The sequence below is a fragment of the Verrucosispora sp. ts21 genome (genome assembly GCF_002879555.1).
Taxonomy (GTDB): domain Bacteria; phylum Actinomycetota; class Actinomycetes; order Mycobacteriales; family Micromonosporaceae; genus Micromonospora; species Micromonospora gifhornensis.
The window spans coordinates 14,863-40,652 of record NZ_PNOZ01000019.1 but is presented as its reverse complement, the minus strand read 5'-3'; the positions used below and the strand labels follow the sequence as shown (position 1 = coordinate 40,652).

The 25,790-nt window shown below is 69.8% G+C and carries 22 protein-coding genes, 1 tRNA gene and 1 riboswitch; of the genes, 9 read left to right on the top strand and 14 right to left on the bottom strand.

The annotated features are described in order from the left end of the window. Positions 1–160: 160 nt before the first annotated feature. Positions 161–1,177 (top strand): zinc metalloprotease, encoded by a 1,017-nt coding sequence (locus C1A38_RS10795; RefSeq protein ID WP_102657703.1) that lies wholly within the window; start codon positions 161–163, stop codon positions 1,175–1,177. Between the two features lie 67 nt (positions 1,178–1,244). Here the strand turns inward: C1A38_RS10795 and C1A38_RS10790 are convergent, their stop codons facing one another. Further along, positions 1,245–1,790 (bottom strand): pyridoxamine 5'-phosphate oxidase family protein, encoded by a 546-nt coding sequence (locus tag C1A38_RS10790; RefSeq protein WP_102657702.1) that lies wholly within the window; start codon positions 1,788–1,790, stop codon positions 1,245–1,247. 75 nt (positions 1,791–1,865) lie between these two features. Between C1A38_RS10790 and dcd the strand changes: the two genes are divergently transcribed. Continuing rightward, the gene (dcd, locus tag C1A38_RS10785; protein ID WP_013730777.1) at positions 1,866–2,444 is read left to right on the top strand and encodes a dCTP deaminase; all 579 of its coding nucleotides are present in this window, start codon (positions 1,866–1,868) and stop codon (positions 2,442–2,444) included. A 58-nt stretch (positions 2,445–2,502) separates the two neighbouring features. On the opposite strand, the gene C1A38_RS10780 is transcribed toward dcd, so the two are convergent. The 4 genes from C1A38_RS10780 to C1A38_RS10760 all read right to left on the bottom strand — a co-directional run bounded on the left by C1A38_RS10780 (position 2,503) and on the right by C1A38_RS10760 (position 7,867). Beyond that, positions 2,503–3,543, bottom strand: coding sequence for a C40 family peptidase (locus C1A38_RS10780; RefSeq protein ID WP_102657701.1), 1,041 nt, complete (start codon positions 3,541–3,543; stop codon positions 2,503–2,505). A gap of 12 nt (positions 3,544–3,555) precedes the next feature. Continuing rightward, positions 3,556–3,689, bottom strand: a riboswitch (cyclic di-AMP (ydaO/yuaA leader). Positions 3,690–3,862: 173 nt separating this feature from the next. Beyond that, positions 3,863–4,876 carry a C40 family peptidase gene (locus C1A38_RS10775; RefSeq protein WP_102657754.1) on the bottom strand — a complete coding sequence of 338 codons (1,014 nt, stop codon included), beginning with the start codon at positions 4,874–4,876 and terminating at the stop codon, positions 3,863–3,865. Positions 4,877–5,130: 254 nt separating this feature from the next. Continuing rightward, positions 5,131–7,329: a (Fe-S)-binding protein gene (locus C1A38_RS10770; RefSeq protein WP_102657700.1), complete on the bottom strand. Its 2,199-nt coding sequence runs from the start codon at positions 7,327–7,329 to the stop codon at positions 5,131–5,133. Positions 7,330–7,603: 274 nt separating this feature from the next. Beyond that, positions 7,604–7,867, bottom strand: coding sequence for a cell division protein CrgA (locus C1A38_RS10760; protein WP_102657698.1), 264 nt, complete (start codon positions 7,865–7,867; stop codon positions 7,604–7,606). Positions 7,868–8,091: 224 nt separating this feature from the next. Here C1A38_RS10760 and C1A38_RS10755 point away from each other — a divergent pair, with 224 nt between their 5' ends. Genes C1A38_RS10755 through C1A38_RS10740 form a run of 4 tightly spaced genes read left to right on the top strand, consistent with a single transcriptional unit; the run spans position 8,092 to position 11,697 of the window. Further along, entirely contained in the window at positions 8,092–8,889 is a 798-nt protein-coding gene (locus tag C1A38_RS10755) for a DUF881 domain-containing protein (protein WP_102657697.1), read from the top strand. A gap of 53 nt (positions 8,890–8,942) precedes the next feature. Further along, on the top strand, positions 8,943–10,739 hold the full coding sequence (locus tag C1A38_RS10750; RefSeq protein ID WP_102657696.1) for a class E sortase: 1,797 nt from the start codon (positions 8,943–8,945) through the stop codon (positions 10,737–10,739). Then, positions 10,739–11,041: a hypothetical protein gene (locus tag C1A38_RS10745; protein WP_102657695.1), complete on the top strand. Its 303-nt coding sequence runs from the start codon at positions 10,739–10,741 to the stop codon at positions 11,039–11,041. Before C1A38_RS10750 ends, C1A38_RS10745 begins: the two co-directional genes overlap by 1 nt. A gap of 5 nt (positions 11,042–11,046) precedes the next feature. Continuing rightward, entirely contained in the window at positions 11,047–11,697 is a 651-nt protein-coding gene (locus C1A38_RS10740; RefSeq protein WP_013730769.1) for an aminodeoxychorismate/anthranilate synthase component II, read from the top strand. A gap of 14 nt (positions 11,698–11,711) precedes the next feature. Here the strand turns inward: C1A38_RS10740 and C1A38_RS10735 are convergent, their stop codons facing one another. The 8 genes from C1A38_RS10735 to C1A38_RS10700 all read right to left on the bottom strand — a co-directional run bounded on the left by C1A38_RS10735 (position 11,712) and on the right by C1A38_RS10700 (position 21,424). After that, entirely contained in the window at positions 11,712–12,395 is a 684-nt protein-coding gene (locus C1A38_RS10735) for a SanA/YdcF family protein (protein WP_233196764.1), read from the bottom strand. Positions 12,396–12,460: 65 nt separating this feature from the next. Further along, entirely contained in the window at positions 12,461–14,290 is a 1,830-nt protein-coding gene (gene pknB, locus C1A38_RS10730) for a Stk1 family PASTA domain-containing Ser/Thr kinase (protein WP_102657693.1), read from the bottom strand. After that, the gene (locus C1A38_RS10725; RefSeq protein ID WP_102657692.1) at positions 14,287–15,696 is read right to left on the bottom strand and encodes a serine/threonine-protein kinase; all 1,410 of its coding nucleotides are present in this window, start codon (positions 15,694–15,696) and stop codon (positions 14,287–14,289) included. The genes pknB and C1A38_RS10725 overlap by 4 nt, the downstream gene beginning before the upstream one ends. Before the next feature lies 1 nt (position 15,697). Further along, complete coding sequence (locus C1A38_RS10720) at positions 15,698–17,203, bottom strand: peptidoglycan D,D-transpeptidase FtsI family protein (RefSeq protein ID WP_102657691.1); 1,506 nt, start codon at positions 17,201–17,203, stop codon at positions 15,698–15,700. Continuing rightward, on the bottom strand, positions 17,200–18,687 hold the full coding sequence (locus tag C1A38_RS10715; RefSeq protein WP_102657690.1) for an FtsW/RodA/SpoVE family cell cycle protein: 1,488 nt from the start codon (positions 18,685–18,687) through the stop codon (positions 17,200–17,202). Before C1A38_RS10715 ends, C1A38_RS10720 begins: the two co-directional genes overlap by 4 nt. Before the next feature lie 26 nt (positions 18,688–18,713). Then, positions 18,714–20,144, bottom strand: a complete 1,431-nt coding sequence (locus C1A38_RS10710) for a PP2C family protein-serine/threonine phosphatase (protein WP_102657689.1) — start codon at positions 20,142–20,144, stop codon at positions 18,714–18,716. Then, positions 20,141–20,629, bottom strand: a complete 489-nt coding sequence (locus tag C1A38_RS10705) for an FHA domain-containing protein FhaB/FipA (protein ID WP_102657688.1) — start codon at positions 20,627–20,629, stop codon at positions 20,141–20,143. The genes C1A38_RS10710 and C1A38_RS10705 overlap by 4 nt, the downstream gene beginning before the upstream one ends. 6 nt (positions 20,630–20,635) lie before the next feature. Further along, positions 20,636–21,424: an FHA domain-containing protein gene (locus C1A38_RS10700; RefSeq protein ID WP_102657687.1), complete on the bottom strand. Its 789-nt coding sequence runs from the start codon at positions 21,422–21,424 to the stop codon at positions 20,636–20,638. Between the two features lie 227 nt (positions 21,425–21,651). Between C1A38_RS10700 and C1A38_RS10695 the strand changes: the two genes are divergently transcribed. From C1A38_RS10695 to C1A38_RS10685, 3 genes are all read left to right on the top strand, one after another. Then, a tRNA-Leu gene (locus C1A38_RS10695) sits at positions 21,652–21,737 on the top strand. Positions 21,738–21,801: 64 nt separating this feature from the next. Then, complete coding sequence (locus C1A38_RS10690) at positions 21,802–22,935, top strand: NAD-dependent epimerase/dehydratase family protein (RefSeq protein ID WP_199180172.1); 1,134 nt, start codon at positions 21,802–21,804, stop codon at positions 22,933–22,935. Beyond that, positions 22,932–23,729 carry a WecB/TagA/CpsF family glycosyltransferase gene (locus tag C1A38_RS10685; RefSeq protein WP_102657753.1) on the top strand — a complete coding sequence of 266 codons (798 nt, stop codon included), beginning with the start codon at positions 22,932–22,934 and terminating at the stop codon, positions 23,727–23,729. Before C1A38_RS10690 ends, C1A38_RS10685 begins: the two co-directional genes overlap by 4 nt. 70 nt (positions 23,730–23,799) lie before the next feature. On the opposite strand, the gene C1A38_RS10680 is transcribed toward C1A38_RS10685, so the two are convergent. Next, positions 23,800–25,674: a S8 family peptidase gene (locus tag C1A38_RS10680; protein WP_102657685.1), complete on the bottom strand. Its 1,875-nt coding sequence runs from the start codon at positions 25,672–25,674 to the stop codon at positions 23,800–23,802. Between the last annotated feature and the right edge of the window lie 116 nt (positions 25,675–25,790).

Genomic DNA, 25,790 nt, shown 5'->3' with positions numbered 1-25,790 from the left:
CACCATCCGACCGGCGGGCCACCCCATGGGCCGGCAAGAAGTTTCACCCCAGCAACATATGCCCATTCTCAAATCTATCGATGGGTTGTAACGTCTGCCCCACGTTTTCCGCACGGCGCGACACAACCCCCCGGTCGCGTCGACAGAAAGAGGTGGGCTTATGGGACTCCGTCCCGTCCTGCTGAACCGGCGCCTCGCCGGCATCGCATCGACGTCACTGGTCATGGCGCTCGGCCTGGTAACGGTGGGCGCGCTGCCGGCCGCCACCATCTCCGCCAGCCCGGCGCTGGCCGCCGGGCACGGGCATGCGCACGCCGACGAGGAGTGCGCGGAACCCACCGGCAGCGCGGCCCGGGTCCGCGGTGGCGGCGTCCTCGTGCACGACCCGAACGAGCTGACCAAGAGCCAGGTCCTCCAGCGGGAGGCCGAGTTCGCCGACCTGCTCCAGGAGCGGGCCAAGCGGGTCGGTCAGCGTTCCCTCGGCACCCAGGCCGCCGCCGCGTCGGTCACCATCCCGGTCGTGGTGCACGTGATCCGGAAGGACACCACCCGCGCCGGCGGAAACATCCCCGACTCGATGATCCAATCGCAGATCAACGTGCTCAACCAGGCGTTCAGCGGCGCGACCGGTGGGGCGGCGACCGCCTTCGCCTTCCAGTTGCAGAGCATCAACCGGGTCACCAACACCTCCTGGTACCCGATCCGGCAGGGCACCACCGCCGAGCGGCAGATGAAGACCCAGCTGCGGGTCGGCGGCAAGAACACGCTGAACATCTACCTGGGGGCGCTGAGCAACAACCTGCTCGGCTGGGCGACCTTCCCGCAGCGCACGCTGAACAGCATGGACGGCGTCGTGGTGCTGAGCGAGTCGCTGCCCGGCGGCACCGCCACCAACTACAACCAGGGCGACACCGGCACCCACGAGGTCGGTCACTGGCTGAACCTGTACCACACCTTCCAGGGCGGCTGCTCCGGCTCGGGTGACCAGGTGTCGGACACCCCGGCTGAGGCTTCCCCGGCGAGCGGCTGCCCGACCGGTCGGGACACCTGCTCCGCCCCGGGCCTCGACCCGATCACCAACTTCATGGACTACTCGTACGACTCCTGCATGTACCAGTTCACTCCGGGCCAGGCCAGCCGCATGATCAGCGCCTGGAACACCTACCGGGCCGCCTGACGCGAGCCCTTCGGCGCGTACCGTCTCCGGTGCCGGTCCCGTTCGACGGGGCCGGCACCGGCTGGTGTCAGGCGGCGCAGCGGGCGCGGCGGGCGGAGTGGGCCGCCAACGACGCGGGCCGCTGCGCCTGCGGGGCGGTGGCTGTCGGATCGAGCCAGACCTGGACGGCCGGCGTCCCGCCGTGCTCGCCCGGCACGTCGGAGTTGGCGTGGCCGCGGCGGCTGAGCATCGCGACCTCGATCGTGAACTCGAACAGTCGCCAGTCGACCTGGGGCGCTGCTCGGGCGGCAAGCGCCAGGCGCGCCACGGTGGCGTCGTCGGTGACCGGCCAGGCCCGACCGGCGACGTAGGCCTCGTCGTCGCTCTCCTCCGGCGGGAAGGAGTGCAGAGCGTAGCGGCCGTCGCGTTCCAGGTCGCGCCGCTTCGGCGAGTCGACCACGAAGCAGTAGAGACCGTCGTCGGTGATCACCGGGGAGACCGGGTGCACCCGGGGCCCGCCGTCGGCGCGGACCGTGGCCAGGTAGCCGAAGCCCGGGCCGTACTGCTGCATGAGAAGGCGGATCTCGTCGGCGAGTCGAGGCTCGTCAGCGGCGAATTCGGACCAGGAAGCCATGTCGACATCTTATCGAACATACGTTCTAGACAGGTAGCGCGACACGCAGTTCAGCCATATCGGTATGGTGTGGCGATGCTGCTCTCCGACCGCGACCTGGTCTCCGAGATCAAGGCGGGCACGCTCGCGCTGGAGCCCTTCGAGCCCACGCTGGTGCAGCCGTCCAGCATCGACGTACGCCTGGACAAGCTGTTCCGGGTCTTCAACAACCACCTCTACACCCACATCGACCCGGCGACCCGGCAGGACGACCTGACCTCGCCGGTCGAGGTGCCCGACGGCGAGCCCTTCGTGCTGCACCCGGGCGAGTTCGTGCTCGCCTCCACCCTGGAGGTCATCTCCCTCGGCGACCAGTTGGCCGGCCGACTCGAAGGCAAGTCCAGCCTGGGGCGCCTCGGCCTGCTCACCCACTCCACCGCCGGCTTCATCGACCCCGGCTTCTCCGGGCACGTCACGCTGGAGTTGTCCAACGTGGCGAACCTGCCGATCACCCTCTGGCCCGGCATGAAGATCGGTCAGCTCTGCATCTTCCGGCTCTCCTCGCCCGCCGAGCACCCGTACGGCTCGGCTGTCTACGGCTCCCGCTACCAGGGTCAGCGCGGGCCGACGCCGAGCCGGGCCTGGCAGAACTGGCGCACCTGGCCAACCCGCTGACCACACCAACACCAGACCCACGCCTCCGGCAGGACCACGCCAACGCCGGGACCACCCCTCAGCCGGGTCGGCCGAAGCTGTGGATGGGGCTGGTGTCCATCCGTTTCATCTTCACCGGCTGACCGGCGCGGGAGGCGTGCACCACCCAGCCGTCGCCCACGTACATGCCGACGTGGTGCAGATCCCGGTAGTAGAAGACCAGGTCACCCGGGCGTAGCGCGCTGCGGCTGACCGACGCGGTGACCTGACGCTGCCGGGCCGCGTTGTGCGGTAGCGCCACCCCGGCCCGCGCCCAGGCGGCAAGCATCAGACCCGAGCAGTCGTACGCGTTCGGTCCCTCGGCCCCCCACACGTACGGCTTGCCGATCTGGGCGCAGGCGAACTTCACCGCCACCCCCGCCGGCCCGCCCGGATAGCCGGCCGGGCAGGGCGCCGGGCGCAGCGGGCCACCGCCTCCGTTGCCGTACGCCCGCAGCCGGAGCCGCTGCAACCGGTCGATCTCGGCGTCGATCTGGCGTCGCTTCTGCCCGAGCTCGGCCTCCGTACGGGTCAACTGGTCGATGGTGCGTTCCAGCCCGGCCTTGGCGGTGGTGAGTTCGTCGCGCAGTTCGCTGGCCTCGCGTACGTCCTGTTGCTGGAAGTGGGCGTAGCGGTCGAGCAGGCCGATCTGCTCCACGACCTCGCCCGGCGACCTGCTGCCCAGCAGGACGTTGACGGCACCGACCGTGCCGCCCTTGTACGCCCGCGCCGCCAGCGCGCCGACCCGGGTCATCGCCGCGTCGACCTGCTGCTCAAGCGGTGCGATCCGAGCGGCCAGGGCGTCGGCCTCCCGGCGTTTGCCGGCGAGATCCTGCCGGGTGGCGTTGTGGCGTTCGACGAGTGGTTCGAGCCGGTTCCAGTCCGCGTCGATCTGGCGCTCGATGGCGTCGACCGTCGGCTCGGCGTGGGCCGCCGTCGCGCCGCCGGTCAGCATGACGGCGGTCGCGGACAGAGCGGCGAGTGCGGTGGTGCAGCGGTACCAGCGGGATCGCGGCGCAGCCGTCGTCGGGCCGGACGGTGCCGGCCGTGCTGACAGTGGCCGCGGGGCATGGTGTGCCACCGGGCTCCGTACTCCTTCTTCCCGTACCGCCTACCGGGTTAGCTGACGGGTTCGGGCGGGAAGGGAGCGCCCTACCGCGATGATCGCGGATTCACCCCGGGAACCTGGGTCCCCGGCTCGCGCAAGCGACTCGGCGGTGTCGGACCGTCACCGCCCCTGGTGGACGGAACTGCCATCGGGCCGACGATTGCCCAGCGTAGGGACGATCCCCGTCGATACGCAACACATCCACGCCATCACTCACGGTGCACAAATCCGACAACGGACAGGGCCCTCGGTCGCTTGACCGAGGGCCCTGGTGATGTTCCTGTGTGCTCGCTCAGCCGGGTCGACGGAAGCCGGCGACCGGCATCGTGGTGATCGGTGAGACGTTCACCGGTTTACCTGCTCTGGGTGCGTGCACCATCAAATTGTTGCCCAGATAGAGGCCGACGTGACTCAGGTCACTGCGGAAGAAGACCAGATCGCCGGGGCGGGCCTCAGACCTGGAAATCGCCTTGCCCTCGTTCCACTGCGCGCCGGTGAAGTGCGTCAGGTAGATGCCGGCGGCCTTGTACGCGTACTGGGTCAGGCCGGAGCAGTCGAACGAGTTCGGGCCGGTGGCACCCCAGACGTACGGCTTGCCGACCTGGGCACACGCGACCTTGATGGCGGTCCGGGCCGCCGCGCTGACCACCCCGTTGATGGTCGGGCAGTTGGTGGTCTTCACCGTGGTCACCGGCAGCGACCGCTCAAGTTGCTTGATCTTGGCGTCGATCTGCTTCTTCTTCGCCGCCAGCTGCTTTTCCTTCGCCTCCTGGTCGGCGATCAGCGCGTCGAGCTTGGCCTTCTGGGTGTCGTACTTCTTGCGGACCTTCATCACGCTCTCGAGCTGCTGGCGCTCGTACGCCGCCAGCCGCTCCAGCATGGTCATCTGCTCGCCCAGCAGGTCCGGCTTCGCGTTCAGCAGCATCGCGCCGATTTCCTGGGACGGCCCGTTCACGTAGTACCGCGAGGCCAGGTCCGCCACCCGGTTCATGGCCAGCTCGGCCTCCAGGGCCAGCGGCTGGATCTTCTTCTGCAGGTCGGCCGACTTCTTCCGGTTGACCTTCAGCTGCGACCGCACCTTGTTGTACTGCTCGATGGTGGGCTCAAGCTGCTGCCACTGCTTGTCGATCTGGCGCTCGATCTCCTCCACCGAGGGCTCGGCGTGCGCGGGGGCGGAGAGCAGGCCAGCGCCGACTGCGGCGGCGGCCACCAGGACGAGCAGACGGTGAGCGGCTCTCCGCAGGCCACCTGGACGGCTCGACCGTCCGGGCACGTGACGATGGAGGGGCATGGTTGCCACCGGCAGCGACTCCTTTGCAACCGACCGCCGGGTGTCCCGCGGGCGGTAGAGGGGCGGAACAGACGACCTACAGCGGTCGGTGCCCAACATTAGGGAAGGCGACGGTCGGAATCAAGGCGACCAACGACCGATTCACGTTTGCGCAACCGGCTGCGCACAAAGGGTGTCGATCATTTCGTTATAGTCACACCAGTAAATGTGAATACGGGGTACGACGGACCACGCGAGCCCGCCGTACCCCGTAGGTGTTCAAGCCTTGCTCAGCTGCCGACCGGCTCGCCCTCCTCGGCGCCCCGGGCCTGCTCGGGCCGGACCGACCGCAGTAGGACGCTCGCCACATCGACGACCTCGACCTGCTCGCCGGCGCCCTTGCCGTTCACTCCGTCGGTGAGCATCGTCGAGCAGAACGGACAGCCGACGGCGATGGTCTTGGCCCCGGTGGACATGGCCTCCTCGACCCGGTCCACATTGATCCGCTTGCCGATCCGCTCCTCCATCCACATCCGCGCGCCACCGGCGCCGCAGCAGAAGGAGCGCTCGCTGTTGCGCGGCATCTCGGTGATCTCGCCGGCCCCCAACGCACTGCCCAGCACCTCACGCGGCGGCGTGAAGACCCGGTTGTGCCGCCCGAGGTAGCACGGGTCGTGGTACGTGACACCGCCGTCGACCGGCTGTACCGGGGTGAGCTTGCCGGTGGCGACCAGATGCGCCAGCAACTGGGTGTGGTGCACCACCTCGAACTCGCCGCCGAGCTGGCCGTACTCGTTGCCCAGGGTGTTGAAGCAGTGCGGGCAGGTGGCGACGATCTTCCGCTTGGCCTTCTCGCGGCCGGAGAACGCCTCGTTGAGGGTCTCCACGTTCTGCTGGGCGAGCATCTGGAAGACGAACTCGTTGCCGATGCGGCGGGCCGGGTCACCCGAGCAGGTCTCGCCCTCACCGAGGATGGCGAAGGAGACGCCCGCCTCGTTCAGCAGCGTGGCCACCGCGCGGGTGGTCTTCTTGGCCCGGTCCTCGAACGCACCGGCGCAGCCCACCCAGAACAGGTACTCGAAGTCGTCGACCTCGCCGACCCGCGGCACCTCGAAGTCGAGGCCCTTGGTCCAGTCCTCCCGGGTGTTCTGCGGCGCACCCCAGGGGTTGCCCTTGTTCTCCAGGTTGCGCAGCATCACGCCGGCCTCGGAGGGGAAGCTCGACTCGATGAGCACCTGGTAACGCCGCATGTCGACGATGTGGTCGACATGCTCGATGTCCACCGGGCACTGCTCGACACAGGCACCGCAGGTGGTGCACGACCAGAGCACGTCCGGGTCGATCACGCCGCCGGCCTCGGCGTCGCCGATCAGCGGCTTCTCCGCCTCGGCGAGCGCCAGCACGTCGACGTGGGCGAGCTGCGCGGCGGTGGCCTTCTCCTCGCCGGTGAGGTCCTTGCCGCCGCCGGCCAGCAGGTAGGGCGCCTTGGCGTACGCGTGATCCCGCAGGCTGAGCACGAGCAGCTTCGGCGACAGCGGCTTGCCGGTGTTCCAGGCCGGGCACTGTGACTGGCACCGACCGCACTCCGTGCAGGTGCTGAAGTCCAGCAGGCCCTTCCAGGTGAACTGCTCGACCTGAGCCACCCCGAACTGGTCCTTCTCGGGGTCGGCCTCCTCGAAGTCCAGCGGCTTGCCGTCGCTCATCATCGGCCGCAGCGGGCCGAGGCCGGAGCCGGCCGCCCCCGGCTTGCGCTTGAAGAAGATGTTGGGGAAGGCCAGGAAGCGGTGCCAGGCCACACCCATCGTCACGTTCAGCGAGATCACGATGAGCCAGGTCATCGAGATGGCGATCTTGATGAGGGCGGCGACGCTGACCCCGGACTCCCAGTCCGGCAGCGCCGACCCGACCGCGTGGCTGAGCGGGGTGGCCCAGGTCGGGTACTCGAAGTGGTCGGTGGCGACCTTGAAGCCCCGGATCAGGAAACCCATGATCAGTACGGCGAGGACGACCGCCTCGACGAAGTAGCCCTGCCACATCGTCGACCCGGTGAACCGCGAGCGGCGACCGGCCTTCGTGGGCCGGTTGGCGAGCCGGATCGCGATCAGCACCACGATGCCGACGATGCCCAGGATGCCGATCCACTCGGTGACGAGGCCGTAGAGCGCCCAGCCGCCGATCAGCGGCAGCCCGCCGGTCGGGGACACCACCTCGAAGTACGCTTCGAGCACCAGCAGCGACAGCACGATGAAGCCGACCATCACGAACCAGTGCGCCGCGCCGACCACGCTCCAGCGCAGCATCCGGGTGTGCCCGGCGGTCTCCGCGAGCATCGTTCTGGTGCGGCTGGCCTTGTCGTCGAACCGGGACGGGTCGGGCTGACCCAGCCGGATCACGGCCGTCATCTGCATGACCGCGCGCACCGCAAGCCACACCGCAACGGCGGTGATGGCGGCCGCGAGGATCGTGGTGACGATCTGGACGCTGCCCATCGAGTTGGCCTCCCGGTCTGCTGCCTGGCGAGCGGCTCGGCGACCGGGTCTGAGGTGCGTACGCGACCTCAGCCGCCGCGCACCTCGAACCGGACCGGTCGATGACCGTCCCGCTCGGTCATGCAGTGCAGCCTACGCGCAAGGTTACCCAGCAGTAACGTGAGTCTTCTCGCACCTGGGCCGCGCCGCCCTGCGCCCACCCTAGGAGGCAGCCACAGCATCCGCGCGACGGGGCCCTCGACGACTCACCCGGCGCTGCCGGATGAGCTGTGGATCAGCGCCAGCGCGACAGCAGGATCAGCGAGCCGACCATCGCGCCGAAACCCACCGCCAGGTTCCAGTACCCCAGCTCCATGACCGGGTACTCCTGCTCGGAGAGGTAGTAGACCACCAGCCAGCCGATGCCGAACACGATCAGCGACACCGCGGTGACCGGCAGCCACATCGGGCTGGGCTTGCGCGTCGCCGCTGTCGCCGCCGGGCGGACGTCCGTGGGCGGGGTGTACACCTTCTTCTTGCGGACCTGAGACTTGGGCACGACGCTCTCCAGAGGGGTTACGACCTCGTCCGGCCTGCAACCGGGCGCGAGGGCGACGGTCCATGGCCAATAATGTTCGAGAGCTAGCGTAGTCCGGAAGCCCCGCTCAATCCACGAATGGGGGCCAGCCCGTTGCCCGGCAACCTGGGAAACGGACCACGGACGAGGGCCACCGGACCGTACGGATGCGGTCGTCGGGGCCGCAGACAGGGGGAAAACGGGTCGTGGAGTACACGTCCGGCGCAGCCTCGTGGCAGAAGGTCCTGCGGCGACTCGTCGCCGGCCTGCTGCGGCGCGGGCGGCGGCGACGCCCTGGCTGGTCGATCGGCGTACCGCTGATCGCCGCCGCCGCTGGCCTGCTCTTCACGACCACGGCCACCACCGCCGGCGGCACCGCCCTGCGTGAAGACCGCCGCCCTCAGCTCACCGAACTGATCGAGGACCGCCGGGAGCGGGTGGCCGCGAACGAGGAGCGAGCGGCGACGCTGCGCCGGGAGGTCGAGAGCCGTACGACCGACCTCGCGGACTCGGACACGCCGATCAAGGAGCAGCAGGAGCGGGCCGCGGAGAACATCGCGGTCGCCGGCTTCACCGCCCTCACCGGTCCCGGGCTGACGGTCGAGCTCAACGACGCGCCGCAGCTCGGCAAGCTCCCCGAAGGGGCCAGCAACGACGATCTCGTCGTGCACCAGGGCGACGTGCAGGCCGTGGTGAACGCGCTCTGGGCCGGCGGTGCCGAGGCCATGTCAATCATGAATGTCCGCGTTCTGGCGACCAGCGCGGTACGCTGCGTGGGTAACACCCTGCTGCTGCACGGCCGGGTGTACTCCCCACCTTTCAAGATCGTGGCAATTGGCGATCCCGGCGCGCTTCGAGCGGCCCTCGCCGCTTCCGAGGGAGTCCGGTGGTTCAGGAACGCGGTGGAGAACTACCAACTCGGTTACTCCGAGCATGCTTCCACGGTCACCGTGCCCGCATTCGAGGATTCCACCACCTTGCGCTCGGCAACGGTGCCAGAGTGAGGCCGTCATGCGTCATCTAGTCATCAGCACGGTGCCGGGGTCGAAGCACTGTCATGAGTGAGCGTCCCGACGGTCGCCACCGCGACCAGGCCGACGAGGCGACCGCTTTCCTGCCTCGCGTCGACCGAGCCGAGCCGACCCCCACCCGTCCGGCCAACGCCTGGCCCGAGCCGGTGCCGCCGCGCCCGTCCGTCCCGGCGCGTAACGACGGCCCATTGCAGAACACCGGCGTACCGCTGCCGTCGGGTCAGCCGGACATTCCCGTCGGGCCGACACCCTGGCGAGGAGCGTTCGAGCCGAGTCGGCCGACCGACACCCCCCAGCCGCCCGCGAGCGCCGCGTTCACGCCGCAGCGACCCCAGAGCGGCCCGTCCCCTCAGGCCGCACCGCAGCCGCCGAGCGCGCAGCAGTGGCCCACCGCGCCGTACCGGCCCGACGGGCGACAAGCGCCCACCGCACCGCAGGGGCCCATCGGGTCGCAGGGGCCGACGGCACCGCAAGGGCCCACTGCACCGCAAGGGCCTGTGCCATCGCATGGGCCGGTGCGGTCGCACGGACTCACGGCGTCGCATGCTTCCGGTGCGCCCCCGGTGGGTGCCACCTCGGGGCAGGGGATGCCGAGCGGACAAGCTTCGAGTGGTTGGTCGGGCGATGGTCCGACCGCGCTGATGCCCAGGATCGGGGACGCCGCCGCGGCACCGCCCCCGGCTGCGGGCGGCGGCCGGCCGGTGGAGCCGAGCCGTCCTGGCCAGAACTCGACCGCCCCTGCGCCACAGGCCGGCCCGCCGGCTGGCTTCGCAGCGTCCGGCCCTCAGCCTGGTTTCGCAGCGTCCGGCCAACCGGCTGGTTTCGGAGCGTCCGGCCCTCAGCCGGCCCGCAGCGGGCCGCACCAGCAGACCGGACCGGGCGGCGACGGGCGGGCCGACGAGGCGGCCACCGCCCTGATTCCGGCGGTTGCCGGCGTCCGGCCGGGCACGCCGCCCGCGATGGATTCCACCGCCCTGATGGGTGCGGTACCCCGAGCGCCCAAGGTCGAGGAGCCCGCCGGCGCCGACCAGCCGGCCGAGCCGCCCAGGCCACGCCGGGGCGACCGGGTGGTGCAGTTGCGGGCGGAGCAGACGGGCGAGGGCTACAAGAGCGTCTACTCGGAGCTGACCCGCCCGTCCTTCTGGTCCCGCGTACGCACCGGTCTGCGCTTCGGCGGTGAGCTGCTGATCACCTTCGGCCTGGTGGTGCTGCTCTTCGCGGGCTACGAGATCTGGGGCAAGTCGGCGATCGTCGACGCTCACCAGGACGAACTGAGCCAGCAGTTGGCGCAGGCCTGGGGGCCCGAGGGCGACCCGACTGTGGCCCCCTCGGCCACTCCCTCCGCCTCCGCCTCACCCAAGCCGCCGGTGCAGGGCAAGCCCATCGCCGGTCTCTTCATTCCGAAGTTCGACAAGGAATGGATCGTGGTCGAGGGCGTGACCCAGAAGGACATCCGGTACGCCCCGGGCCACTACCCGGAGAGCGCCATGCCGGGTCAGGTGGGCAACTTCTCCGTCGCCGGGCACCGCAACCGGGCCACCTTCTGGCGTCTGGACGAGCTTCGCAAGGGCGATCCGATCATCGTCCAGGACCGCGACCAGTGGTACGTCTACCAGGTGACCGAGAATCTGATCGTCAAGCCGCACCAGGTCGAGGTGGTGGCCCCGGTTCCCGGACGTCCGGGGGACAAGCCGACGAAGCGGATGCTCACCCTGACCACCTGCAACCCGAAGTTCGACAACTACGAGCGGTTGATCATTCATGCGGAGTTGACGCGTACCCAGTCGAAGGACCAGGGACGACCGGCTGAGCTGGGGACCTGATGTACGCGTGGATCTGGCGCAAGCTGCCGTTCGGGCTGCCCGGCAAGCTGATCGGCAGCCTGCTGCTCGCCACCACGGTGGTCGCGCTGCTCTGGTACGTGGTCTTCCCCTGGGCCGGACCGCTGCTGCCCTTCACCGGCGAGGACGTCCAGGTCACCCAGCAGGACTCCGAGGTGCCGGGCGCCCCCGGTGACGTGGAGCCCGGCACCGATCCGGCCGACGACGAACCAGCCGGCGACGAACACGATCTGCCGTACGACACCGACCGGAACAACTCCCCACCCCCCGACGAGGACGAGTGAGGCCGATGCGCGTCCTGGTGATCGACAACTACGACTCGTTCGTCTTCAACCTGGTCCAGTACCTCGGCCAGCTCGGCGTCGAGTGCGACGTACGGCGTAACGACGAGATCGACCTCGCCGAGGTGGGCCGGCTCGGTGAGGCCGGTGTGCTGCTCTCGCCGGGGCCCGGCAGCCCGGATCGCGCCGGCATCTGCCTGGACGTCATCCGCGAGTACGCCGGCAAACTGCCGATCTTCGGTGTCTGCCTGGGGCACCAGGCCATCGGCGAGGCGTTCGGTGCCACAGTCACCCGGGCACCGGAGTTGCTGCACGGCAAGACCTCGCAGGTCCACCACGACAACAGCGGAGTTCTCGCCGGGCTGCCCGATCCGTTCACGGCAACCCGCTACCACTCCCTGGCGGTGCTGCGCGAGACGCTGCCGGACGAGCTGGAAGTCACCGGCTGGACCGAGTCCGGCATCGTGATGGCGATGCGGCACCGCACCCTGCCGATCGAGGGGGTCCAGTTCCACCCCGAGTCGGTGCTCACCGAGGGCGGCCACCTGATGTTGGCGAACTGGCTCGCCACCTGCGGTCACCCGGAAGCCCTGGATCGCGCCCCGGCACTGGCCGCCGAGGTGGACGCCCGCCGCCTGGCCGCCTTCGCCACCACCTGAGCCGCAGGGCGGGCTCAGTCGGTCAGCGCGTCGGTGACTCCCGGGTGTGCCGGCGAGTCGACTGCGGCGGGCCGGTTGCGGATCACGTCCCAGGCGGCCTTGCCGCTGGCGAAGTAGTCCCGTACCGCCTTCTCCAACAGCAGGCCGGTGCCGCAGCCGGTACAGCGGGCGGGCACCCCGTCGGCGTCCACGCCCAGCTGCCGACAGAGTGTCACCGCCCGGGACAGGTGGTAGGACTGGGTGACGATCAGGGCCCGCTCGACCCCGTACACCTCCCGCGCGCGGCGACAACTGTCGTACGTGTCCAGGCCGTACGGGTCGGCGACGATGCGCTGCGGATCGACGCCGAGCTGCTCGGTGAGGTGAGCCGTCATCGCCGCCGTCTCGTCACCGGAGGCACCGTGCCCGTCGCCGGAGACGAGGACCACTCGGGCCCGCTGCTGGCGCACCAGTTCGGCGGCGGTCTCCAATCGGCCCGCCAACCGGATGCCCGGTTGGCGTCCTTCCTCGGTCACCGCCGTGCCCAGGACGATCACCACGTCCGCGACCGGTGCCTCATCGACGGCATGGACATGGCCGTACGCGGCGACTGTCGTCCATACCCACGGCAGGCTGGTGAGCAGGAGCAGCAACAGCCCCGGGACAGCGATCCGGCGCACCGGTCGCCAGCGACCCCGCCGACGCACCGGCACGGTCACCGGCGGATCGTCCGGCACCCGCGCCGCAGGATCGCCAGCTCCCTGACCCGACTCGCCCGGCGCGGTCACTCTCCAGGCAGGCGGAACGGCGGGAAGATCGGCAACAGCTCGCCGTCGCCACCGCCACTACCGCCGCCACCATCGTCGTCCGGCGGTGGGGTGGTCGGATCCCCGGTCGGCGGTGCCGACGTCGGCGGGTCGTCGTCCTCCGGCTCCGGCACCGAGACGACGATCGTCACCTTGGTGCCCTTGGTCCGCTGGCTACCGGCGTTCGGGTTCTGGTCGGTGACCCGACCGGCCCGGTCGGCGGGCACCTCAGGGCCGATCTCCACATCCACCTTGAAGCCGGCGTTCTCCAGTTCCCGCTTCGCGTCGGCCTCGGTGAGGTTCTCCACGTTCGGTACCCGGACCACGTTGCCCTTGGAGACGGTGAGGGTGACCACGCTGTTCTCGGCGACCTTCTCGCCTTCCTTCGGGTCGACCTCGAGCACCAGCCCGGCGGCGTCGGGGCTGTCCTTGTCCACGGTCTTGACCCGGAGATTGAGTTGCTCAAGGCGCAGCGTGGCGCTGTCGACCTTGCTGCCTTCAAGGCCGCCCGGAATGGTCACCTCGGGCTTGCCGCCGCAGAGCTGCACGGTGACCGTGCTGTTCGGGGCGATCTTCTCCCCGGCGGGCGGGGTCTGGTTCGTCACCCGACCCTTACGGCAGTCCGAGGTGAAGACGTCGTCACCCCGCACCGGCTGGAAGCCGTCCGCCTCCAGCCGGGCGAACGCCTCCTGCTGGGTCATCCCGCTCAGCGCGGGCACCGGCACGTCCTCGACCGTCTTGTCGTTGAACAGCAGCGCGGCCACCAGCGCGATCACCGCGAGCACGCCGAGCGCGGCGAACATGGCGATCAGCCAGGACGAGGCGCGCCGCTGACGCGGGTCACCCACCCGGGCCGGGATCTGGCGGGTCTGTGTCGCCCCGCCCGACGGGTAGCCCGAGCCGCTGGCCGCGGACATCGGCACGGTCTCGTCCTCGCGCAGCACCGGGGTGGCCATCACCGGCCGACCGGCCGCCGCCCGGAGCAGGTCCGCGCGCATCTCGCCGGCGCTCTGGTAGCGGTTGAGCGGGTTCTTCGACAGCGCCTTGAGCACGATCGCGTCGACCGCCGGGTTGACCTCCGGGTTGAGGTCGCTCGGCGTCGGCGGGGCCTCCCGGACGTGCTGGTAGGCCACGCTGACCGGGCTGTCGCCGACGAACGGCGGATGCCCGCAGAGCAGCTCGAAGAGCACACAGCCGGCGGCGTACACGTCGGAGCGGGCGTCGACGGCCTCGCCGCGGGCCTGCTCGGGCGAAAGATACTGGGCGGTGCCGATGACCGCGCTGGTCTGCGTCATCGTGGTGGCACCGCTGGCCAGAGCCCGGGCGATGCCGAAGTCCATCACCTTGACCTGGCCGGTCTGGGTGAGCATCACGTTGCCGGGCTTGATGTCGCGGTGGATGATGCCATGCCGGTGGCTGAAGTCCAGGGCGGCGCAGATGTCGGCGCAGATCTCCAGCGCCCGCCGGGGTTGCAGTCGGCCCTCGGCGCCGAGCACCTCCTTGAGGGTGCGCCCGTTGACGAACTCCATCACGATGAACGGAAGGGTTTCGCCGGTAGGCGCCTGCTCCTCGCCGGTGTCATAGACCGCGACGATCGCCGGATGGTTAAGCGAGGCGGCGTTCTGCGCCTCCCGGCGGAAACGCATCTGGAAGGTGGCGTCCCGAGCGAGGTCCGTGCGGAGCATCTTGATCGCGACGTCCCGGCCGAGCCGAAGGTCACGACCACGGTGCACCTCGGCCATGCCGCCATACCCGAGCAGCTCGCCGACCTGATACCTGCCCCCGAGCAGGCGGGCCTGCGCTGTCATCGCGTCCGTCGTCCTTCGCTCGTCGTCGTCTCGTCGCCCGGTCGGAGCTGATCCAGTCGACGGTACGCCGTCAGGGCCGGATCGTCTCGCCCGGCGGGCCCCAGCACGCCGGACGTCACCGTGTGCACGGACACCTCGACCGGCATGCCGTTGTTGATGCTGTCCTTCAGCCTGTAGGAAACCACGCCCGAGCAGACCACGACCAGCGTGCCCAGCAGGATCGCCAGGAACCACATGCCGGACCGTGACCGCCTGGGCGCGGGCCGCGACTGACCGGCCTGCGGGGCGTACGCCGGGGGAACCGGGGCTGCGCCGCGTGGGTAACCGGCAGCCACCGCCGGTGCGACAGTCGCCGGACGCGGCTGCGCCACCGGCTGCCGTGCGGCTACCGGCCGGTGACCCGCCGCCGGAGCGTGTGGCGTAGCCGGCGGCCGGGGTGCGGCCGGTGAGTGCGGTGCCGCGGGTGGGCGGGGCGGCTGCGGCACCTGGGCCCGGCCGGGCGGCGGTGTCGCCGGGTTGCGCCCGGCGGGAGCCGGTGAGGCCGGAGCCGCCGAGATGGGCGCCGAACCACCGGGGCGTGCCTGCCGGGACAGTGCCGCCTTCAGTTGCCGGGCGACCCCGGCCAGTACGGCGGCGCTCGCCCAGCGGTCCTTCGGATCCTTGGCCATCGCCCGCTCGACCAGCGCGCAGACCTGTGGCGGAATGTCCGACGGCAGCGGGCGGGGCGTCTCCCGGACGTGGCGCATGGCGATGTCGAGCGGGTTGTCGCCCTCGAACGGCCGACGCCCGGCGAGGCACTGGTAGGCGACCACGCCGAGGGCGTACACGTCGGAGGCGGGGGTGGCGACCTGACCGGTGGCCTGCTCCGGCGAGATGTACGACGCGGTACCGAGCACCGAACCGGCCGCGGTGAGCTGACCCACCAGCTCGGAACGGGCGATGCCGAAGTCGGTGAGCACCAGCGTGCCGTTGGGCCGGACCAGCAGGTTGCCGGGCTTCACATCCCGGTGCACGATGCCCTTGACGTGGGCGGCGTGCAGGGCGTCGGCGGCCTGCGCGACAAGCGCCATCGTCCGGGCCGGGGTGAGCCGGCCGACCCGGCTGAGGGTGGCCGACAGCGGATCACCCTCGATGTACTCCATCACCAGGAAGGCGATCTGCTGGTCGCTGCCGAAGTCGTAGACGTCGACCACGCCCGGGTGGTTGATCGTCGCCATGGTCCGGGCCTCGCCCCGGAACCGTTCGGCGAAACCCGGCTCGTCCAGCAACGCCGGGAGCAGGCTCTTGACCGCCACCGTACGCCCCAGCACCTGGTCGGTGCCGCGCCAGACGTCACCCATGCCGCCGCTGGCGATCCGCTCGTCGAGGCGGTACCGGTTACCGAGCTGCACTCCCGGACTGAGCATGTCAGCGCCCCCCGGGGTCGGCGATGGCGGCGCGCATGATCTGACCGGCGATCCGGGCGGCCTCGGCGCTGCCGCCGCTGCCGGCCTCTTCGAGCACGACGCAGACGGCCGAAACGGGGTTGCCGTCGGAGTCCAGTGCGAAGCCGATGAACCAACCGTGGTCGGGGCGGTCCGGCGCGGACTGCGCGGTACCGGTCTTGCCGCCCACGGTGTACCCGTTGATCTGCGCGCTGCGGCCGGTGCCGTTCTGCACCACGCTGACCATCATGTCCCGCAGGTCGGCGGCGACCTGACCGCTGACCGGGCGGCGCAGCTCGCGCGGGTTCGCGGTGTCGTAGACGGTGGTGCGGTCCGGCGCGAGCAGCTGACGCACCAGGTACGGCCGCATCTGGCTGCCGCCGTTGGCGACCGCTGCGGCGATCATGGCCCCCTCCAGGGGGGTCATCCGCACGTCCCGCTGCCCGATGGAGGACTGGGCCAGCGCGGCCGGGTCGGGACCGCCGTCCGGGTTCTCCATGCTGCCGGTACGGCTGGCGGCGACGCCGTGACCGCCCTCGCCGAGCCGGCCCACGGTCAAGTCTTCCTGCTCGAAGCCGAAGTCCTGGGCCTTCTTCTTGATCACATCAGGGCCGAGCTGCACACCGAGCTTGGCGAAGCCGGTGTTGCAGGAGTCGGTGACCGCCTTCATCAGGGTCACCTCCGCCTGCGGACAGATCGACGGCGCGGCGTTGGTGATCGCCTGACCGGAGGTGGGCGGGGTGTAGCTCGGGCCCGCCGAGATGTTTGTGTCCTTGCCGATGCCGTTCTCCAACGCGGCGGCGGCCACCACGATCTTGAAGGTGGAGCCGGGTGGCAGCACCTCCCCGAGGGCCCGGTTGCGCAGCGGACGGGACCGATCCTGATCCAGCTTGTTGTACGCCGCGGTCGCCTCGTTGGTGTTGTGGCTGGCCAGCGGGTTCGGATCGAAGCTGGGTATGGAGACCATCGCCTGCACGGCACCGGTACGCGGATCGATGGCGATGGCCGCCCCCTTGCTCGCCCCCCGGTTGTTGTTGCGCAACTGGTCGTACGCGACGTCCTGGGCGCGCGGGGAGAGGGTGAGCAGCACGTTGCCCCCGGCGGTGCGGTCGCCGGTGAACATGTCCTTGATCCGGTTGGCGAAGAGCTTGTCGCTGGTGCCGGCGAGGAAGTCGTTCTCGGACTTCTCGATGCCGGTGTCGGCGAGGTTGACCGGCTTGTAGCCGAGCACATGGGCGTACTTCGCCCCGCCGGGGTAGGTGCGCAGGAAGGTCAGCTTGCCGTCGGTCTCCTTGCTGACCGCCAGGGCGGTTCCGCCGGCCTCGATGTTGCCCCGGCGACGCTCGTACTCGGCGACCTGGACCCGGCTGTTGTAGTCGCTGGTGCGGTATTCGTCGGCCTTGTACGCCTGGATCCAGTTCAGGTTGGCGAAGAGCAGACCGAACAGGACGATGACGACGACACCGACCCGGCGCAGGGGTGCGTTCACGGCTTGATCACCTCCGTGGGGGCACCGTGCAGTTGCTCGGGTGGGCCCCCGGACGGACGGTTCACCTTGCCGCCGCCGGTGACCGGCCGACGACCGGCGTCGGAGACCCGCAGCAGCACCGCGATGAGCAGCCAGTTCGCCATCAGCGAGGAGCCACCGGCGGACAGGAACGGGGTGGTCTGACCGGTCAGCGGGATGAGCTTGCTGATCCCGCCGACGATCACGAATACCTGCAGCGCGAGGGTGAAGGCCAGGCCACCGGCGAGCAGCTTGCCGAAGGAGTCCCGCACCGCCAGGGCGGCGCGCAGCCCCCGCTCCACGATCAGCAGGTAGATCACCAGCAGGGCGGAGAGCCCGAACAGGCCGATCTCCTCACCGAGCCCGGCGAAGATGAAGTCGTTCTGCACCTCGGGCAGTTCCGTCGGCTGGCCGCCGCCCGGCCCGGCCCCGAACAGCCCACCGGTGCCCAACGCGAGCAGCCCCTGCACGAGCTGGTAGCCCTCGTCGTACGGCTTGGCGAACGGGTCGAGCCAGATCTGCGCCCGCACGTAGAAGTTGGCGAACGGCCCACCGATCGCGTCGCCGAGCACGTACGCGAGGTAGGCGCCGCCGAAGAAGAGGACCAGGCCGATCAGCAGCCAACTGACCCGTTCGGTGGCGATGTAGACCGTCGCCACGAACATGCCGAAGTAGAGCAGAGAGGTGCCCAGGTCCTTCTCGAAGATCAGGACCAGCAGGCTGATCGCCCAGACCACAAGCACCGGGCCGAGGTCACGGCCGCGCGGGAAGTCGATGCCGAGGAACCGGTGACTGGCCAGCGAGAGCACCTCGCGCTTGCGGACCAGGTAGTAGGCGAAGAAGGCAAGCAGGGCGAGCTTGGCGAACTCACCCGGCTGGATCGAGAAGCCGCCGATGCGTACCCAGAGCTTCGCGCCGTTGATCTCGGAGATGCTGGCCGGCAGCACCGCCGGGAGCATGACCAGCACGATGCCGGCCAGCCCCAACGTGTACGCGTACCGCGAGATCGAACGGTGGTCACGCACCAGGGCCAGCAGACCGGCTGCGAGCAGCACCGACAGCAGGGTCCAGGCCAGTTGCCGACCACCGGTACCGGCGAAGATGGCCAGGTCGGCGCGCTCCTCCGGGGCCGCGTTGCCCAGGTCGAGTCGGCGCAGGAAGCCGACCCCGAGACCGTTGAGCAGCGCCACCGCCGGCAGCAGGGCCGGATCGGCGAACGGAGCCAGGAACCGGATCGCCACGTGGACGCCGAGGAACACGGCGGTGAGCACCGCGGCCGGCACCCAGAATTTCGGGGTGACCGTGTCGAGCACGTTCGCCTCGACCATCGCCCCGTACGCGGCTACCAGCGCCATGGCCAGCAGCAGCAGCGACAGTTCGGCGTTGCGTCGGGACCGGGCCAGGCGTACGCCGGGCCGCTCGCCCGCGGTGGCGGGCGAGGATGCCGGGGTGGCCGCTGCGGTCACGATCGTCCTCGGGTCGGAGCCGACGCCTACTCGGGCGACCGGCAGGCCGCCGGGTCGACCGTGGGCGTGAAGGCGTCGGTGGGCGGGGCGTCCGGTGTGCTCACCGGTGGGGCCAACGAGCCGCCGTCGGGCGACGGCGAGCCGCTGCCGGCCGGGCTCGCCGAATCGGCCGGAGCGCTCGGCGGCGGCAAGGTCGACTCCGTCGTGGGGTCGGCGCTCGGGCTGGAGGTGGGCGGGCAGAGCGGCTTGAGGTTGACGTTGGTCGGGCTGTCCATCGTCAGTTCCGCCAGCCGGCGTGCCGCGTCAGGCTCGCTCCTGGCCGGAATGCCCTGCTTGACCTGCTCCTGAGCGGCGAGGGTGAGATCGTCCAGTTGGGCGGTGCTCTTGGAATGCACCGTGGAGAGATCCATGCCGGCGATCTCGCCCTGGATGCCCCGGAAGACGGCCACCTGGCCGTCGTCGGTCGCCCCGACGTAGTACTGCCGCTGGGTGTAGTCGTACCCGGCGAAGACCCCGCCGCCGATGATCACCAAGAGGGCGGTGGTCATCGCCAGAGCGCGCAGCGGACGGCGGCGGGCCTCCGGCTCGTCGTCGGCACCGGCCGGCTCCTCGGGCACGGGCGGCCGGGGAGCGGAGAGCGCCGAGGCCCGGGCGGCCGGGGTGGAGACGTCGGCCGAGGTCGCCATGCCCCGGTCCCGCGCGGCCGCACCGCCGACGATCGGGGCCGCCTCGACGATGTCGCGGTCGGTGGCGTCGGCGATGATCACGGTGATGTTGTCCGGGCCGCCGCCGCGCAGAGCGAGCTGGACCAGCCGCTCCACGCACTGCTGCGGGTCGGTGTACTCCCGCATGGTCTCGGCGATGGTTTCCGCACTGACCACCCCGGAGAGGCCGTCCGAGCAGATCAGGTAGCGGTCTCCGGGCAGCACCTGGCGGACCGAGTACTCCGGGTCGATGTCCCGCCCGTCGAGGGCTCGGGTGAGCAGCGACCGCTGCGGGTGGCTGCTCGCCTCCTCCGGGCTGATCCGGCCTTCGTCCACGAGCATCTGGACGTAGGTGTCGTCCTTGGTGATCTGGTTGAAGTCACCGTCGCGCAGCAGATAGGCACGCGAGTCACCGATGTGGACCATGCCCAGCTTGCTGCCGGAGAAGAGGGTCGCGGTGAGTGTGGTGCCCATCCCCTCCAGCTGAGGGTTGGCATCCACGGTGTCACGGAGCTGTTGGTTGGCGGTGCCCACGGCGGAACGCAACGCGTCGACCAGGGCGTCACCCGGGACGTCCTCGTCGAGCGGCGCCATGGCACCGATGACGATGTTGCTGGCGACGTCACCGGCGGCCATACCGCCCATGCCGTCGGCGACGGCGAGTAGCCGCGGTCCGGCGTAGACGGAATCCTGGTTGCCGTCTCGGATCAGACCGCGGTCGCTGTGGGCCGCATAGCGCAGGGTCAGAGTCATGGCCGTAATTCGAGAGAGGTGCGGCCGATCCGGATCGGCACGCCGAGGGGTACGGGGGTCGGTCCGGTGACCTTAGCGCGATCGAGGTACGTCCCGTTAGTCGAACCGAGGTCTTCGACGAACCACTGCCCGTCACGGGGCACCAGCCGGGCGTGTCGCGCCGAGGCGTAATCGTCGGTGATGACGAGAGTGGAATCCTCGGCCCGACCGATGGTTATCTGAGCTTCACCCAGCGTGATCCTGGTGCCGGCCAGTTGACCCGCGGTCACCACCAACTGGTGGGCCGCCCGCCCCCGCTTCACCTTCGCCGGCTTTGCCGACGCCTGACCGGTCGACGCACCCACCGCGCGGGGCGCGGCCACCAGGCGACCGGACCGGGCCCCGGCGAAGAGGTCCCGCCGGATGACGCCGACCACCGTGAACACGAAGATCCACAAGAGGACGAGAAATCCGAACCGGGCGACGGTGATGACGAGTTCCGGCAAGGCGGATCAGCCGTCCACGCGGAAGGTGAGCGTGGTGGTGCCGAGCTGGATCATGTCACCGGGGTTCAGCGCCACGGCGGAGACCCGCTGGCCGTTGACCATGGTGCCGTTGGTGGAGCCGAGATCGGTCAGCACGACCTGCCCACCATCGAAATCCAGCCGGGCGTGTCGGCGGGAGATGCCGACGTCCGGCAGACGCAGGTTGGCCTGGTCGCCGCGACCGATCACGGTCGAGCCCATCTGGAGCGGGTAGGTGCGGCCGTCGCCGGAGACCAGTCGCACGTTACGACCGCCACCGTGCCCCGGCGGCGGGCCGTAGCCGCCACCCTGGTCGTATGCGGGGTAGCCGGACGGGCCGGCGTCGTAACCGGGCGCGGAGACCGGGGCGACCTCACCACCGGTGTAGACCTCGGCGGTGACCCGGAACATGCCGGTGTCCAGTCCTTCGCCGCGCTCGATCTCGACGATCACGTCGCCGTAGACCGTCCACGCCTGCTCGCCGATGAACTCCGCCTGCGACTGGGCCAGCTCCTGGGCCAGCGCGGCGGCGTACGGCGCCAGCCGACTGTGGTCGTACGGCGAGAGATCGATCACGTAGCGGTTGGGCACCAACGTGCGCCCGCCAGCCAGGATGGCCTTGTGCGCCTCGGCCTCCCGCTGCATGGCGTTGAGGATCTCCACAGGGTGCACGACCCCTTTGAAGACCTTGGCAAAAGCCCCTTCGACCAGGCCTTCCAGACGCTTCTCGAAGCGTTGCAGCACGCTCACCGGCTCCTCCTCGGGTCCCGAGGACATGATGGTATCGGTCCAGAGCGCACGCAGCTCACACGCCGCTCGGCCGGCAGGCCACGCCTCGTTCGGACGGCTCAGGATTGTCGTGCTACTCTTTCGTCCGCCACGAACGGTAACCGCTGTGAGCAGCGAATGCCATTCGCGGCAAAGACCGAAGCCACGTAACATGGCCGAGACCCCGCTGGCGACAGCGGAGACGGCAATGACTACGCTGTCCGAGGTCATGCCACGGGGAAGTGGCGGAATGGCAGACGCGCACGGTTCAGGTCCGTGTGTCCGAAAGGACGTGGGGGTTCAACTCCCCCCTTCCCCACCAGTGACGAGGGCCTCGCGAATTCGCGGGGCCCTCGCTCGTATTCGGGCGTACCGGGCGTCAGGCTATGCTTCGCTGGTTTCTGCCTCCAACGGACCAGGAGTGGCTCGTGAGTGTCGCATTCGTGACCGGCTCGGGCGGGTTGATCGGCTCTGAGGCAGTCCGCCACTTCGCCGGCATGGGTCTCGATGTGGTCGGCATCGACAACGACATGCGGCAGGAGTTCTTCGGCGAGGAGGCGTCCACCGCGTGGAACGTTCGCCGACTCACCGACGAGCTGGGTGAGGCGTACTCGCACCACAGCATCGACATCCGCGACCGGGGCGCGCTCGGCGCGCTGTTCAAGCGGTACGGCCGGGACGTCGCCGTGGTGATCCACACCGCCGCGCAGCCCTCGCACGACTGGGCGGTACGCGATCCCTTCACCGACTTCGACGTGAACGCCGCGGGCACCCTGAACGTGCTGCAGAACGTCCGCGAGCACTGCATCGAGGCGCCGGTCATCCACTGCTCGACGAACAAGGTCTACGGCGACCGCCCGAACAGCCTGCCCCTGGTCGAGCTGGAGACCCGCTGGGAGATCGAGCCGGGGCACCCGTACGAGCAGGGCATCCGCGAGGACATGTCGATCGACGCCTGCCTGCACTCGATCTTCGGTGCCTCCAAGGTCGCTGCGGACGTGATGGTGCAGGAGTACGGCCGCTACTTCGGGATGAAGACGGCCTGCTTCCGGGGCGGCACGCTTACCGGGCCGGCGCACTCCGCCACCGAGCTGCACGGCTTCCTCGGTTACGTGATGCGGGCCAACATGGAGCGCCGCACCTACAAGATCTTCGGCTACCAGGGCAAGCAGGTCCGGGACGCCATCCACAGCTCGGACGTGGTCTCCGCGTTCGAGGCGTTCTTCCGCAACCCGCGCTCGGCCGCCGTCTACAACCTCGGTGGCGGCCGGCACTCCAACACCTCCAACCGGGAGGCGTTCGCGCTGGCCGAGCAGATCACCGGCCAGGAGATGATCACCGAGTACGTCGAGGCCAACCGGATCGGCGACCACAAGTGGTGGATCGGCTCCAACGAAGCGTTCCAGGCCGACTACCCGGACTGGAAACAGGTGTACGACGTACCCATGATCATGCGAGAGATCTACGAGGCCAACGTGGACAAGTGGGTCCCGGCGCGCGACGGCGAGGTCCGGTCGTGAGCAAGCGCAACGTGCTCGGCGTCCTGGTCGACGCCACCGACTACGCCACCGCTACCGAGCAGGTCATCGCCGCCGCGCAGGAGCGTCGGCCGATGGCGTTGACCGCACTGGCCGTGCATGGGGTGATGACCGGGGTGCTGGACCCGGCGCACAACGCCCGGCTGAACTCCTTCGACCTGGTGACTCCGGACGGCCAGCCGGTGCGGTGGGCACTGAACCTGCTGCACGGTGCGGGGCTGACCGACCGGGTCTACGGGCCTCAGCTGACCCTGCACGTGCTCTCCCGCTGTGCCGACGAGGGCCTACCGGTCTACCTGTACGGCTCGACCGAACAGACCCTGGCCCGGCTGATCCCGGCGCTGGAGCAGATGTTCCCGGCCCTCAAGATCGCCGGAGTGGAGCCGTCCAAGTTCCGCGCCGTGCAGCCGGGCGAGGACGTGGAGATCGCCGACCGGATCAAGGCCAGCGGTGCCCGGCTCGTCCTGGTCGGCCTGGGATGCCCCCGCCAGGAGATCTTCACGTACGCGATGCGCCCGCTGCTGGACATGCCGTTGATGGCCGTCGGCGCAGCGTTCGACTACCACGCCGGGCTGCTGCGTCAGCCGCCACCGTGGATGCAGCGGGCCGGGCTGGAGTGGTTCTGGCGGCTCGGGCTGGAGCCGAAGCGGCTGTGGCGGCGGTACGTGATCCTCAATCCGGCGTACCTGAGCCGGTTGGCCGCGCAGAAGGTCGGCCTGTGGAAGGCCCGCCCGCCCGCGCCGGCCACCGAGCGCCCGGCCGGTTTCGCGGTCTGACCGCCCTCCCGAGAGTTGACGACGAGCGGGCCCCCGGCCGAGTGGCCGGGGGCCCGATGTCGTACCGGTGTCAGAGGGTCAGGGTCCAGGTGTTGATGTAGCCGGTGTCAGCGAGGTAGACGTCGCGCACCTGCAGGCGCCACGTGCCGTTCGCCGCCTCGCTGGACAGGTTCACCGTGTAGGTGGTGTTCACGTTGTCCGTGCTGTCCAAGCCGCTGCTGTTCTTCAGCCGGTAGGACGAGCCGTCCGGGGCGAGCAGGTCGATGACCAGGTCGCCACGGTAGGTGTGCACGATGTTCACCGCGACCTTCGAGCTCGACGAGGCGTTCCGGTTGCAGCCGGAGATGGTGATCGAGCTGGTCACCGCCGAGCCGGCGTCCGGGATCGACACGTCGGTGCCGTTGGTGCCGGAGCAGCTGCCGCTACCGCTGCCGGTCACCGTCAGGGTGTAGGTGGCGGTCCTGGTGCCGGAGGCCGCGCTACCGGTGATGGTCACCGGGTACGTGCCGGCCGGGGTGCTGGTCGAGGTGCTGATGGTCAGCGTCGACGAGCCACCCGAGGTGACCGTGGCCGGGCTGAACGAGGCGGACGCCCCGGACGGCAGGCCGCTGGCCGAGAGGCTTACCGACTGGGCGGAGCCGTTGGTGGTGGCGGTGGACACCGTGGCGGTCGCCGAACCGCCCGGCGCGACCGAACCCGAGGTCGGCGAGACCGAGACCGAGAAGTCGTTGGTCGGCGGCGGGGTGCTGCCGTTGACCACGTAGAGCAGCTGGTTGGGGGTACCCGTGCCCACGTTGCTGATCACGTTCGGCGTGGAGTTGTTGACCAGGTAGTCCCGCACCTGCTGGTTGCTCCACGTCGGGTTGGCCGAGAGCACCAGGGCGGCGGCACCGGCGACGTGCGGCGAGGCCATCGAGGTACCGCTGATGGTGTTCGTCGAGGTGTCGTTGGTGATCCACGGGGCGGTGATGCTCACGCCCGGCGCCAGGATGTCGACGCAGGTGCCGAAGTTGGAGAAGCTCGCGGCGGCGTCGTTGTTCTGGGTGGCACCGACGGTGATCGCCGGCGCGGTCCGGGCCGGGGAGTAGTTGCAGGCGTTCTGCCGGACACCGAGGCTGTTGCCGTTACCGGCAGCCACCACGAACGTGACACCCGAGTTGATCGAGTTGATCACCGCGTTGTCGAGCGTGGTGTTCGCTCCGCCACCGAGGCTCATGTTGGCCACGGCGGGCTTGACCGCGTTCGCGGTGACCCAGTCGACACCGGCGATGACCCCGGCGTTGGTGCCGCTGCCGGAGCAGTTGAGCACCTTGACGGCCACCAGTCGGGTCGCCTTGGCGACGCCGTACGCGGTGCCGCCGACCGTACCGGCGACGTGGGTGCCGTGGCCGTTGCAGTCGCTGTTGTTGGAGTCGACCGCGTTGGTGCCCCAGGTCGCCCGGCCGCCGAAGTCCGAGTGGGACGTCCGGATGCCGGTGTCGATGATGTACGACGTCACGTTCGAGGCCGTGTTGGGGTACGTGTAGGAGCTGTTCAGCGCCAGGTTGCGCTGGTCGATCCGGTCCAGGCCCCAGGACGGGGGGTTCGTCTGGGTGGCGGCGAGCTGCACGGTGTGGTTCTGCTCGACGTACGCCACTGCCGGATCAGCCGCGATCCGGGCCGCAGCCTTGGCGCTGAGTCGCAGCTCGGCGCCGCGGATGGCCGCGCTGTACGTGCGCGCCGCCGCTCCGCCGTGCCGCCGCAGCAGGCGGTCCACAGAGGAGCCGACCGCGGCACGGCCGACCTCGCTGTCCTTGAACACCACGATGTAGCTGTCTTTGACGGCGGTGGCACCGCCGGCGCTTCGGATCGTGCCGACCGGCTCGGCGGCCATGGCGGGCGTCGCTGCCGCCACCATGGCCAACGCGGCCAGTCCGACGAAAACGGACCTCTGTCGAAGAACCATCTTCCTACCTCCCTCTGTCGGCAGCCCTCGTCGCATTGCTCATGGCTCACTGATCGATGACTGCCGATCAAGGAGAGGGTAGTTCGAGGCATGGACACAGATAAACATGTCGGATC

Bases quoted from the DNA above. Each gene is read 5' to 3' on its own strand.
- C1A38_RS10795 (WP_102657703.1), top strand. From the start codon at position 161: ATGGGACTCCGTCCCGTCCTGCTGAACCGGCGCCTCGCCGGCATCGCA.
- C1A38_RS10790 (WP_102657702.1), bottom strand. From the start codon at position 1,790: ATGGCTTCCTGGTCCGAATTCGCCGCTGACGAGCCTCGACTCGCCGAC.
- dcd (WP_013730777.1), top strand. From the start codon at position 1,866: ATGCTGCTCTCCGACCGCGACCTGGTCTCCGAGATCAAGGCGGGCACG.
- C1A38_RS10770 (WP_102657700.1), bottom strand. From the start codon at position 7,329: ATGGGCAGCGTCCAGATCGTCACCACGATCCTCGCGGCCGCCATCACC.
- C1A38_RS10750 (WP_102657696.1), top strand. From the start codon at position 8,943: ATGAGTGAGCGTCCCGACGGTCGCCACCGCGACCAGGCCGACGAGGCG.
- C1A38_RS10745 (WP_102657695.1), top strand. From the start codon at position 10,739: ATGTACGCGTGGATCTGGCGCAAGCTGCCGTTCGGGCTGCCCGGCAAG.
- C1A38_RS10740 (WP_013730769.1), top strand. From the start codon at position 11,047: ATGCGCGTCCTGGTGATCGACAACTACGACTCGTTCGTCTTCAACCTG.
- pknB (WP_102657693.1), bottom strand. From the start codon at position 14,290: ATGACAGCGCAGGCCCGCCTGCTCGGGGGCAGGTATCAGGTCGGCGAG.
- C1A38_RS10725 (WP_102657692.1), bottom strand. From the start codon at position 15,696: ATGCTCAGTCCGGGAGTGCAGCTCGGTAACCGGTACCGCCTCGACGAG.
- C1A38_RS10710 (WP_102657689.1), bottom strand. From the start codon at position 20,144: ATGACTCTGACCCTGCGCTATGCGGCCCACAGCGACCGCGGTCTGATC.
- C1A38_RS10700 (WP_102657687.1), bottom strand. From the start codon at position 21,424: ATGTCCTCGGGACCCGAGGAGGAGCCGGTGAGCGTGCTGCAACGCTTC.
- C1A38_RS10690 (WP_199180172.1), top strand. From the start codon at position 21,802: ATGCTTCGCTGGTTTCTGCCTCCAACGGACCAGGAGTGGCTCGTGAGT.
- C1A38_RS10680 (WP_102657685.1), bottom strand. From the start codon at position 25,674: ATGGTTCTTCGACAGAGGTCCGTTTTCGTCGGACTGGCCGCGTTGGCC.